Origin of the sequence: Caballeronia sp. SBC1, assembly GCF_011493005.1 — a bacterium.
Lineage (GTDB): Bacteria > Pseudomonadota > Gammaproteobacteria > Burkholderiales > Burkholderiaceae > Caballeronia.
In genome coordinates, this window is sequence record NZ_CP049156.1 from 2,701,628 (window position 1) to 2,713,221 (window position 11,594).

10 protein-coding genes and 3 tRNA genes are annotated in these 11,594 nt (G+C 58.4%); 7 read left to right on the forward strand and 6 right to left on the reverse strand.

The window, feature by feature from the left end; all coding sequences use genetic code 11:
* Window positions 1-56 precede the first annotated feature (56 nt).
* Entirely contained in the window at window positions 57-698 is a 642-nt protein-coding gene (locus SBC1_RS11890; protein WP_165092154.1) for an SCO family protein, read from the forward strand.
* A gap of 55 nt (window positions 699-753) precedes the next feature.
* Window positions 754-1,605, forward strand: coding sequence for a cytochrome c oxidase assembly protein (locus SBC1_RS11895; protein ID WP_165987715.1), 852 nt, complete (start codon window positions 754-756; stop codon window positions 1,603-1,605).
* 35 nt (window positions 1,606-1,640) lie between these two features.
* Here SBC1_RS11895 and SBC1_RS11900 read toward each other — a convergent pair whose 3' ends face one another.
* A complete protein-coding gene (locus SBC1_RS11900; RefSeq protein ID WP_165987717.1) occupies window positions 1,641-2,138 on the reverse strand; it encodes a GNAT family N-acetyltransferase in 498 nt (165 codons plus the stop codon).
* A gap of 617 nt (window positions 2,139-2,755) precedes the next feature.
* Between SBC1_RS11900 and SBC1_RS11905 the strand changes: the two genes are divergently transcribed.
* The gene (locus SBC1_RS11905; protein ID WP_165092157.1) at window positions 2,756-3,775 is read left to right on the forward strand and encodes a hypothetical protein; all 1,020 of its coding nucleotides are present in this window, start codon (window positions 2,756-2,758) and stop codon (window positions 3,773-3,775) included.
* A 45-nt stretch (window positions 3,776-3,820) separates the two neighbouring features.
* Window positions 3,821-4,948, forward strand: a complete 1,128-nt coding sequence (locus tag SBC1_RS11910) for a glycosyltransferase family 4 protein (protein WP_165987719.1) — start codon at window positions 3,821-3,823, stop codon at window positions 4,946-4,948.
* 83 nt (window positions 4,949-5,031) lie between these two features.
* On the opposite strand, the gene SBC1_RS11915 is transcribed toward SBC1_RS11910, so the two are convergent.
* The 5 genes from SBC1_RS11915 to uvrC all read right to left on the reverse strand — a co-directional run bounded on the left by SBC1_RS11915 (window position 5,032) and on the right by uvrC (window position 8,454).
* Window positions 5,032-5,105: transfer RNA gene (locus SBC1_RS11915), tRNA-Cys, on the reverse strand.
* Window positions 5,106-5,215: 110 nt separating this feature from the next.
* Window positions 5,216-5,291 (reverse strand) — tRNA-Gly (locus SBC1_RS11920).
* A 57-nt stretch (window positions 5,292-5,348) separates the two neighbouring features.
* A tRNA-Gly gene (locus SBC1_RS11925) sits at window positions 5,349-5,424 on the reverse strand.
* A 158-nt stretch (window positions 5,425-5,582) separates the two neighbouring features.
* Complete coding sequence (pgsA, locus tag SBC1_RS11930) at window positions 5,583-6,179, reverse strand: CDP-diacylglycerol--glycerol-3-phosphate 3-phosphatidyltransferase (RefSeq protein WP_165092159.1); 597 nt, start codon at window positions 6,177-6,179, stop codon at window positions 5,583-5,585.
* A gap of 85 nt (window positions 6,180-6,264) precedes the next feature.
* The gene (gene uvrC, locus SBC1_RS11935) at window positions 6,265-8,454 is read right to left on the reverse strand and encodes an excinuclease ABC subunit UvrC (RefSeq protein WP_165987721.1); all 2,190 of its coding nucleotides are present in this window, start codon (window positions 8,452-8,454) and stop codon (window positions 6,265-6,267) included.
* Window positions 8,455-8,729: 275 nt separating this feature from the next.
* Between uvrC and earP the strand changes: the two genes are divergently transcribed.
* The 3 genes from earP to SBC1_RS11950 all read left to right on the forward strand — a co-directional run bounded on the left by earP (window position 8,730) and on the right by SBC1_RS11950 (window position 11,357).
* A complete protein-coding gene (earP, locus tag SBC1_RS11940; protein ID WP_165092161.1) occupies window positions 8,730-9,932 on the forward strand; it encodes an elongation factor P maturation arginine rhamnosyltransferase EarP in 1,203 nt (400 codons plus the stop codon).
* 243 nt (window positions 9,933-10,175) lie between these two features.
* Window positions 10,176-10,733 carry an elongation factor P gene (gene efp, locus SBC1_RS11945; protein WP_165092162.1) on the forward strand — a complete coding sequence of 186 codons (558 nt, stop codon included), beginning with the start codon at window positions 10,176-10,178 and terminating at the stop codon, window positions 10,731-10,733.
* A gap of 288 nt (window positions 10,734-11,021) precedes the next feature.
* Window positions 11,022-11,357, forward strand: coding sequence for a BON domain-containing protein (locus SBC1_RS11950; protein ID WP_165987723.1), 336 nt, complete (start codon window positions 11,022-11,024; stop codon window positions 11,355-11,357).
* Window positions 11,358-11,594: the final 237 nt, after the last annotated feature.

An 11,594-nucleotide genomic window follows, 5' to 3' on the forward strand; every position in this document is an offset into this window, starting at 1 on the left:
TGCTAGTCCGTCTGCGTTGCCGCCTTGATGCACCCCACCCTCGTCCGAGTTGCAAAATGTCTTCCTGGTTCAGTTTTCAACCCAAGCGCTGGTTCGCCCCGCTATCCGCCGCGCTAGTCACCTGCCTGATCCTGAGCGCCGGCCTTGCTGCGTGTTCGCGCCCTGATACAACACCCTGGAAGCTGACCGATGTCAGCGGCCATCTGCCCGACCTGGACTTCAAGCTCACCGACGATAACGGCAAACCCGTCACCGGCCAGTCGTTCCTGGGCCAGACAACGCTGGTGTACTTCGGCTATACCCATTGCCCGGACGTGTGTCCGGAAACCATGGCACGGCTGATGCAGGTCATGCAGCAACTAGGGCCCGATGCTAAAAACACACGCATTGTGTTTATTACCGTCGATCCCGCCCGCGATACCCCGGCTGCGCTGCATGACTACGTGCGTGCGTTCGACGCGCAGCACGCGGTTGGACTGACCGGCACGGACGGGGCGATCGAAAGCATTGCCAAGCGGTATCGGGTGGCTTACCAGATGGAGAAACGCGATCCTTCCGGCGCGTATGACGTCACGCATAGTTCCGCCGTCTATATCTTCGATAGCCACGGCCACGCGCGTCTGCTCGCCACCGAGAGCGACTCCATCGATACGATCACGCACGATTTGCGCCGCGTGATCGACTCGACCGCTTCCTGACGTTCGTTCTGACGTCCTTTCCGAACTCAATAAAAAGCTTAACGCCACAGTCAACATGTCCTCGATTCTCTACTGGCTCGACCCGTGGGAGCCTTCGCCCACCGTCGTGATCGCCGTGCTGATCGCGGCCGTGTTGTTCGCTCGCGGCGCGAAAAAAGCTCACGTGTCGCTCGCGCGGCACCTGTCGTTCTGGTTCGGCCTGACCGCGCTCTATGTCGCGCTGCATACCCGGCTCGACTACTTCTTCGAGCATGAATTCTTCATGCATCGGCTGCAACATCTGGTGCTGCATCACCTCGGGCCGTTCTTCATTGCGCTCTCATATCCGGGCGCGGCGATGCGGGCCGGCATTCCGTTCACCTGGCGGCAACGCTGGTTCAAGCCTGCGCTCAATACGGCCCCTGCGCGCATTCTGTTCAAGGTGATTTTCAATCCGGTCGTCGCGGTGGGGCTGTTTGTCGGGCTGATCTACTTCTGGCTGCTTTCGCCGATCCACTTCAAGGCGATGCTCGATTGGCGTCTATACCGCGTCATGAACTGGAGCATGGTGATCGACGGCCTGCTGTTCTGGTGGCTCGTGCTCGATTCGCGCCCGGCTCCTCCCGCGCGGCTCGCGCCCGGGCGCCGCATCCTGATCGTGATCGCCGCCATTCCGCCGCAGATCATGCTCGGCGCGTACATTTTCTTCACGCCGCACGAGCTTTATCCGATCTATTCCATCTGCGGCCGCGCATTCACGTGGATCAGCCCGATGCGCGATCAGCAAATTGGCGGTTTGCTGCTGTGGATTCCCGGCTCGATGATGAGCGTGATCGGCGCGTTGATCGCGCTGCGCCACTGGCTGAGGTTGTCTACTCGGCAACGGCTCGTCCAGCAGCGGGCGCGAGCGGAGTTGGTGACGATTTAACGCCGCGGTTTCTTTCGCCGGTTCTTCTGGTTCTTCTATAAGCGGCGCATCCAGATGTGTGGAATGTCGTCTTCCACGTGAATATCGGAGATTGGCTCGAAGCCAAAGCCCGCATAAAAACGCTGCAATCGCGCTTGTGCGTGCAGGCGTATCGGCTGGCCAGGCCATTGCTCGCGGATATAACCCAGCGTGCGTTCGAGCATCGCCTGGCCTAATCCGATACCGCGAAAGCTGGCTGTGGTCAGTACGCGACCAATACGGATATCGGACCCTTCTGTTTCTTTCGTGCCGCCGGCTGAGTTCGGCAGCAGGACTCGCAAATAACCGGCGAGCGCAGGCTGTGTATCCGCCGAACGCCGATACACGAGCAAGTGCCAGGCATCGGCATCCTTTCCGTCAACATCTCCGTACACGCACTGCTGCTCCACCACGAACACTTCGCTGCGCGCAGCCAGCATGGCGTAGACGTCGAGGGCGCTGAGGTCGTCGAATGGTTTCCAGCACCAATCGAAATCGGAAAATGGCTCGGTCATATCAGGATCTTTTTCGGTGGGATTCATCAAGCCACGCATCCCGGATAATGAAGATGCCGCAGCTCTGAACCAGTAATTATGCCGCGCGAGAGGAACGGCGCGTATGCGCACTGAGGCCGACTGCTGAAAGAGTTGGCGATGCGTTTGTCTGGCCACTTCGCGGTGCTGGCGATGCCTGGTCGAGGCGCCGACGCTTCGGCGTTCGGCACTTTTGCCTCTATCGCTTCATCGGGACGAGACTCCAGCTGACGTCTGCCCGGCCAAACATGTCTTCGCGCTCGCTGCGATGAACATCTTCGAAGGTAATGCTTTCATACTGGGTAGCCAAATGCGCTGCGCGCGTGCCGTATCAGCTTCGATCCTTCACTGACACCGCGATTACGCTCTCATTAAAATGCCTTACCAATTGCTGGCCGTTTGCTTAAGCCAAAAGCTCGCCGTCAAGATGAACCATGACAATCGTTCCCTTAATAATTAAACGAATCTTAATGAACTGGTAACAAGGTGTAACTGTTGTGGGGCTGACTGTAACGCGAGGTGAGTGACGTTTAATTAGACTAGCCGTCACTCAGTCGGGCGCTTCATTTTCCCGTCGCATTTCTGGAGTGGTGCGCTCTATGATTTCGGTAGACCAAATAAGGCCATCGCAATCCGTTACAAGCGGAATGTCGGTAGTTCACGAATATGCATGGCCGAAGCCGGCACAGCGCTGGTCCAGCACGTTTTTCAAGCTTGTTTATCGTTGGTCCCACGCCAGTGCGTTTCGACATAATGAGCGCTTGTGGCACGGCGTGTCTATTGAGCGGGATTCGCGCGGGTTTCTGAAGCGGATGTCGATTAAAGGTCATGAACTGCTGGTGGAGAATCCAGATGATCTGCTCGCATCCCAAACAGGTGATTGCCATCTAATTGCCACGGGTCCCTCGGTCAATGATATTGATTATGGTGCGCTTGATCTCCATAACGTCATGGGAGTAAATGGTGCAATCGCTTTACAAGATAAACATCCAGTTCGATTTGAATATTATTGCATTGTGGATGCCGGGTTTGTCCGAAAGCGCCCTGACCTGGTAGCACGCGTGGTTCAGCAAAAGCTGACATTATTTGCGACTCCGTTAGTATTATGGTATATCGCGCAATACTTCCCGCTATCTCAGTTCCGTTGCCGGATATTTCTGATTGAAGATATTCAATATCCCGCTCGCAAGCGAGCATTACTGAAACACGAACTCCTTTCTGCGCATGCAAGCACGGATCTCGTACTGTTTGACGAAGAACCCCCGTTGGGTTTCAGCTTCAATATCAGGCGGGGCATATTCGATGGCCACACCGTGGCCTATACGGGTTTGCAAGTGCTCACCTCCCTTGGATTCAATACCATCTTCATGCATGGACTCGATTTGCGGAATGCGGCTCAAACGCCGCGCTTCTACGAGACCAAAGAGAACATGCAGCCTAGCGCGCTGGACGGAGATTTTAATTCCTTCATAGAACCGTCGTTTCGCCACGCTGCCCCCCTGTTAAGCCGTCGTGGCATACGCGTGGTGAACCTCTCGGCGCAGAGCGCGCTTGGGAGCGACATTATCGAAAAGGACGACTGGCACTCGCTGGCTCATGCATCTCTTGAACAGGAATAGTCCGCGGCTGGAGGCGTATGTGCGTAGCTGGCGCGGTATCGCGCAATGAAGGTCGTTCATATTTCCAATACGCCGGTTGCGGGAAGTCCCGGCAACATTGTTTCGGCGCTCAATCGGCTCACCGATGTCCAGGCGCGGCATATCGTCTTCAATAGCAGCGCGTACCGCAGCCGCACCTTTGCTGTCGATATCGACTGGAAGACTCAGCAGCAACAAGCACTAGACGTCATTGCCGATGCCGACGTCATTCACGTCCATCAGTTCTTCTCGTTCGATGACACATTCGGTCCGAATTTTCATCAGCAATTCGGCGAGAAAAAAATCATCAAGCAATATCATTCGGCCCCGGATCTCTGGGCCAAAGGTGATGCCGGGATGCTCGAACGGATCGTTTTCGAGGAAACGCCGCAACTCGTTATTGCGCAGGGTCCCGAGCGCTATTACCCGTTCGCCCGGGTGGTTCCCAATGTGATCCCGCTGAACGATCCCCGCTACCTGCCCGCGCCGAATGGCGCCACGGATGCTGATGCCGACGGTATCCCCATCGTCACGTTTTCTCCGAGCGGCCGGTCATCTGCGTGGAAAACTCGCTGGGAAACCAAGGGCGCTCCGCAGACCCTCAAACTGCTGCGCAAGCTGGAGCGCAAGGGCTTATGCAAGCTTCAATTGATTATCGATACGCCGCATGACGCGTGCTTGCGGGCCAAGCAACGGGCGGCGATTGCCATCGACGAATGCGTGACCGGGAATTACCACTTGAGTGGCCTGGAGGCGTTGTCGCAAGGGAAGCCCACGTTGGGTCATCTGGACAATCGCGTTCAGTCGCAGTTGAGGGCTATGACGGGCGCTCTTGAATTGCCCTGGATCGATGTGCGGCTGGAGGAAGCCGAAGGTCCGCTTCGTGAACTGCTGTGGGACCGGGCACTGCGCGCGGAACTGGGTGCGGCCTCGCGGAAGTGGATGGAGACCTACTATCAGGAAGCGGCAATGGTTGAGCATTATCGACGCGCGTATCTTGATCTTTTTGAGGCGCCGCATCGCTTCCATGTTCGACGATTTGTCGGCCATAGCGAGCCTTGGCTCGCTATGGCATTGCCCAATCATCGCTGGGCCGCGCGCAAGCGAGCCAACAGCCGGTGGAGAACGCTCATTGAAGCGGTACGCGGGCGCTAAGGGGCGCACTGAGTCCGAGTCGCTTCCTGGGAAGCCACAAAAAGAAAAAGCCCTGAATAATCAGGGCTTTTTCTTTGAATCTCTGGAGGCGCGAGCCGGAGTCGAACCGGCCTAAACGGCTTTGCAGGCCGCTGCATAACCGCTTTGCTATCGCGCCAGAAGCGGGGGCTACGTGAAGCAATCCGTGCCTGGCAAAACCAACCCAACGTCAACATATTGAACTGGTCCACCAAACAAAAAGGGAAGCTTGGCTTCCCCTTTTTTCTTTGGAGCGGGAGACGAGGCTCGAACTCGCGACCTCAACCTTGGCAAGGTTGCGCTCTACCAGCTGAGCTACTCCCGCATGGTCCTGCACTTTACTGCCAGCCACCGGCTTACCATTGCCAATGACCTCTGAATCTGGAGCGGGAGACGAGGCTCGAACTCGCGACCTCAACCTTGGCAAGGTTGCGCTCTACCAGCTGAGCTACTCCCGCATCTTGCCGACTTCTTCTGCCAATTTACTGCTTTTGTACTTCATCAGGCTTCGCGTTGTTTTGCGTGCACCCGACAGAAACGAGATTATGGAGAAGCCAAACTTTAGTGTCAAGAGCTTTGTATGCGCCCCATCACTTTTAAACGCTCTCCACGTGAATCAAAGCATACCGCCCCGCTCGCGGATCTGCGGCCATGCGAGCTTCATGTAATAGAGCATGGACCAAACCGTGAGGAATGCAGCAACGTAGATCAGCCAGAGCCCCCACACACGCGTATCGATAACGAGCGACGTCCCTGCAATCCTCAGCGGCCCGTAGAACAGCAGCATGGGAATGGCGACCATCTGGCAGACAGTCTTGAATTTGCCGAGCGAATTCACCGCCACGCTCTTCGATGCCCCGATCTGCGCCATCCATTCCCGCAACGCCGAAATCGTGATCTCACGCCCCACGATAATCAGCGCAATCACCGCGTTCAGCCGCATCAGTTGCACGAGCACGAGCAGCGCGGCAGTGACCATGAGCTTGTCTGCAACGGGGTCGAGAAACGCGCCGAACGCCGATGTCTGATTGAGCTTGCGCGCGAGGTAGCCGTCGAACCAGTCGGTCAGTGCGGCCAGCACGAAAATGACCATTGCAAGCAGGTTGCGATGGTCCGGGCTCATCATCACGTCCGGCAAATAGAAGACGCCCACGACGAGCGGAATCAGCACAATTCGCAGCCACGTCAGGAAAATCGGAAAATTAAACGGCATGGGCGTGACTCTTATAGAGAGGTGCCATTGTGCCGCGTCGCCCTATATGTCACAAGCCGACGGGCCGGACGGCCGGACGTTGCGCTCAATGCAACTGCCGGTAGATCTGCTCGGCCAGCGCCTGCGAAATGCCTTCGACGCTCGCCAGATCCTCCACGCTCGCCGCCTGCACCCCGCGCAAACCGCCGAAGCGCGACAGCAGCCGCTGGCGCCGTTTCGCACCAATGCCCTCCAGTTCCTCGAGCCGGGATGTCTGCCGCGTCTTCGCCCGTTTCGCGCGCATGCCGGTAATCGCAAAGCGGTGCGCTTCGTCGCGAATCTGCGCGACAAGCATCAGCGCCGCGCTCTCCTTGCCCAGTTCGAGCGGTGCGCGGGCATCGGCGAAAATCAGGGTTTCGAGGCCCACCTTGCGCCCTTCCCCCTTCGCTACACCGACCAGCATGCCGTGATCGAGGCCCAGTTCAGCGAACACTTGCCGCGCGATCTCGACCTGCCCCTTGCCGCCATCGATCAACACGATATTCGGCAAGCGGCCGCCCGATGGCACCGGTTCGGCGACATCGGCTTCGGCGGGACCGGTATGCTCCACTTGCGCTTCGGCCTCCGCGTCCACTGCTTCCACTGCTTCCTGCTGCGGTTCATCAGCGGCTCGCGCAGCGGCCTGCGCCAGCATCTTCTCGTAGCGGCGCGTGAGGACCTGGCGCATGGCGGCGTAATCATCGCCAGGCGTGATGCCGGTGATGTTGTAGCGCCGGTATTCGGCCGACTGCATCTTGTGATGGTGATACACCACGCACGACGCCTGAGTCGCCTCGCCCATCGTGTGGCTGATGTCGAAACATTCGATCCGCAACTGCGCGAGATCGTCCATTTCAAGGCTCAGCGTATCGGCAAGAGAACGCGTCCGGGCCTGCTGCGAACCCTGTTCGGACAACAACCGAGCGAGCGCGAGCTTCGCATTCGATTCAGCCATCGAAAGCCACGCGCGCTTTTGTCCCTGCGGCTGACGCAGCACCACGACCTTGTGCCCCGCCTGTTCGATCAGCAGATCGACGAGCTCGCGGTTCGTCGGCGCGTGGCTCACCACCAGCACCGGCGGCACGCGATTGCCAATGTAATGCTGCGCGATGAACGCCTCCAGCACCTCGGCTTCGAGCGCGCCCTGACGTTCCGATTCCGTCGCCTCATCCAGCGGCGCGGCTCCGGTTTCAGCAATCTCCTCCTGCATTTCACTCGTAGTAGCGTGGGCTTCGAAATCCTTCTCGCGCGCCGCGAGCGTGCCGGGCGGCAGTGCGGTTTCGTCGGCCTGCGCATCGACTTGTTCGATAACGATATTCGCCACGCCATCGACGAAGTCATCGCCGGCAAGCTCTTCCGGCATCGCGTCTTCTATGGCCAACGCCGCTTCCACGTGCGTCGGGAAATAGGCTTTATCGCCAAGATGCCGGCCCCCGCGCACCATCGCGAGATTCACGCACACCTTGCCGCCAAGCGCCACGACCGCGAGGATATCGACGTCGTTATCGCCGCCTACTTCGATGGCCTGCTGATGCAGCACGGTGGACAGCGAGCTCATCTGGTTACGCACCGCCGCGGCTTGTTCAAACTTGAGCTCGGCGGCGAACGCGTGCATCTTCTGCTCGAGTTCCTTCATCACTTCGCCCTGCCGTCCGAGCAGGAAACGCGATGCGTTCGACACATCGCGCGCGTAATCCTCCTCGTTGATCAAGCCGACACACGGACCGGTACAACGCCCGATCTGATGCAGCAGGCAGGGTCGCGTGCGATTGCTGAAGACGGAATCCTCGCAGGTGCGCAACTGGAAAACGCGCTGCAGGATCTGGATACTTTCGCGTACGGCCCACGCGCTTGGGAACGGGCCGAAGTACTGATTCTTCTTGTCTACGCCGCCACGGTAATACGCCATGCGCGGAAACTTATGGCCGGTGAGCTTCAAATACGGATACGACTTGTCGTCGCGAAACAGGATGTTGTAGCGCGGCGCGAGCGCCTTGATCAGATTATTCTCGAGCAGCAGCGCTTCGGCTTCGGACCGTGTGACCGTCGTTTCAATTTTGCGGATGCGCGTGACCATCATCGCGATGCGCGGAGAAAGCAGTGTCTTCGTAAAATAGCTCGACACGCGTTTTCTCAGGTCGCGCGCCTTGCCGACGTACAGCACGTTGCCATGCTCGTCGTAATAGCGATATACCCCCGGCAAGTGCGGCAACTGAGCCAGGGTTTTTTTGGGGTCGAAAACGTCGGAGTCTGTCATGCGGGGATGATGGCGCGAAGTGCGCAGCTTGAGTTCAGCAAAATAGTTTTATTGTTTTCGGGCGGAGCATGGACGAAGCGCGAAAAAAGCACGCCCGAGTCACCCGAGTAACACGTTGGCAAGCACTCTCGTGCAGGCAAGCACTGACCCAACCGTAACTCAACCGTAACGCAGCGCGCCGCGCGAATCGTTATCCTTAAAAGCGCCAGTTTAGTTCAAACCGCTGTCCACCATTCTTCACCATTCATTAGCGGTTCATCGCCGCTCTATTGCACATGCCGTCTTCATCGGAACAATTGCCGGCTGCTTCTGGCCAAGCCAGCGTCGACACCAGCGCTCCGGCCACCAACATAGCGTGCGACATCTTCTGCGCGGTCATCGACAATTTCGGCGACATCGGCGTCTGCTGGCGGCTCGCGCGCCAACTGGCCAGCGAACACGACTGGCAAGTGCGGCTGTTCGTCGATGACCTCAAGGCCTTTCACGCGCTCTGCCCCGCGGTCGATCCCGCGCTCGACCGCCAAAGCGCGGCGGGCGTGATGATCGAGCACTGGCATGCGCCGTCGCATGCCGGCGACACGCTGCAGATCGCCGATGTCGTGATCGAGGCGTTCGGCTGCGAATTGCCGGCGGTGTACGTGAGCGCGATGGCGCGCCGCGAGAAGAAGCCCGTGTGGCTGAATCTCGAATATCTGAGCGCGGAGGACTGGGTCGCGGATTTTCATCTGAGGCCGTCGCCTCATCCGCGCTACGCGCTCGACAAGACGTTCTTTTTTCCCGGCCTGGGTCCCGGTACCGGTGGTGTGCTGAAAGAGCGCAAGCTGGATGCCGAGCGCGAGGCGTTTGATCGCGATGCCTGGTGGCACGCGCGCGTCGGCATCGCACCGCCGCCGTCCGGCACGACCGTCATTTCAATGTTCGCGTACGAGAATCCGGCCATCGATACGCTGCTCGAACAATGGCGCGATTGCGCCACGCCGATCGCGTTGCTCGTGCCGGAAGGACGCATTTCCGGCGCGGTCGCCCGGTTTTTCGGCTTGCCGGACTTTCGGGCAGGGGCGAAGGCGACAAGCGGATCGCTCTCGGCGTACGCGCTGGGTTTCGTCGAACAGCCGCTTTTCGACGCCCTGCTCTGGGCCGCCGACCTGAATTTCGTGCGCGGCGAGGATTCCTTCGTACGGGCGCAATGGGCGCAAAAGCCGTTTGTCTGGCATATCTACCCGCAAGGCGACGACGCCCATCTGCCGAAGCTCGACGCCGCGCTCGCGCACTACGCGAACGGCTTGCCGGATGGGGCGCGGACCTCGCTCGAACGCTTCTGGCACGCGTGGAACGGCGCTGGCACCCCAAATTGGGACGATTTCTGGCAAAACCGCGCGCTGCTGGAACGGCGAGCCGCCGATTGGGCGACAGAACTGGCGAGCGTTGACGATCTGGCTGGAAATCTGGCGGAATTCGCGAAAACTCAGTTAAAATAAGCGGTTATCCAACGGCTTGCAGTTCGGAACGCCATCAGTTCCGGGCAATTCCCCAGTGGACACAGTGGAATGAGCACGGTGGGAAGGGTAACCATGGTTACCCTAGTCAATGAATAGTCAGTGAGGCGGCTACAGCGCCCGGGTTTGCGACTTAATTTCGGTTATGCGAGCAACCCTGCCACGAGCCGGCCGTCCACACTGCAGCGATCAGGCTCACATTTTCGTACAGGACAGTTTTTCAATATGAAGACCGCACAAGAACTCCGCGTCGGCAACGTCGTGATGATCGGCAGCGATGCCATGGTCGTGCTGAAGGCCGAGTACAACAAATCCGGCCGCAATTCCGCGGTCGTGAAGATGAAGTTCCGTAACCTGCTTGCCGCCGGCAACATGGAATCGGTGTACAAGGCGGACGACAAGTTCGAGGTCGTCCAGCTCGACCGCAAGGAAGTGACGTACTCGTACTTCGCCGACCCCATGTACGTGTTCATGGACGCCGACTACAACCAGTTCGAAGTCGAAGCGGACATGATGGGCGACGCCCTGCACTACCTCGCCGACGGCATGCCGTGCGAAGTGGTGTTCTACAACGAGAAAGCCATCTCGGTGGAACTGCCGACCACGCTGGTTCGCGAAATCATCTACACGGAACCGGCGGTAAAGGGTGACACGTCGTCGGGCAAGGTCCTGAAGACCGCCAAGCTCGCTACGGGTTTCGAACTGCAAGTGCCGCTGTTCTGCGGCATTGGCGACAAGATCGAAATCGATACGCGTACCAACGAGTACCGCAGCCGCGCTTAAGGCTTCGGCTGGCCGGCTGCCAAGGCCGGCTTGTACGCTCCAGGTAAAAAAGAATTAAAAAAGCGCCCTTCGGGGCGCTTTTTCTTTTTGCTGAACATTATTGCCAATTCAGGCAAACTTTACCGGACCGTTTCTCGAAATTTCCCAGTGATCCCTGCATGGGATGCGATGTTGACTGCTAAAAACCTTGATTTTTCATAAACGCGATGATGGCATGAAACCTGCTGTGCTAGTTGTGACTGCGCTGTGACGGCGTCGAATTTTCCAACAACAACATGCGACACGACCATGCCCATTACAAAAACCGTCCTCACCCGTCTTGTTCTTGCTGTTTCATGCGCCGTACCGGTAATCGCGATCACGGCAGGATGTTCGTCGACACCATCGCATGAATCGGCGGGCGAATACACCGCCGACTCCGCACTGACCGCCAAGGTGAAAGCAGCATTACTCGCCGATCCGGGCCTGAAGTCGCTGGCAGTGAGTGTGACGACGTATCGGAGCGAAGTGCTGTTGTCGGGCTTCGTGAATTCGCCGGAACAGATTCAAAAAGCGGTGGCGGTCGCGCGTGGCGTGGAAGGCGTGCAGTCGGTCAAGAACGAGCTGAACGTGAAGCCGCAATAGCACGCCCATGTCACGTCGACCGGCTGAGCGTTTGCGTCGGGAGCAAGTCGTGCTAGTAGACCCATGCTTAGACAAAACCGGCGCTCAGGAACACATCAGGAAGCGCAGGACAAAGACCCCGCAACGTCGGGAGAGGGCTGGAAGCTTGGGCGGAAACTGACATCTTTACGTCATCCCGCCAACAGCCCACGCCGACGTAGCCGGGCATCGAGGCGTCCGCCGCTGGATCTCGCCATT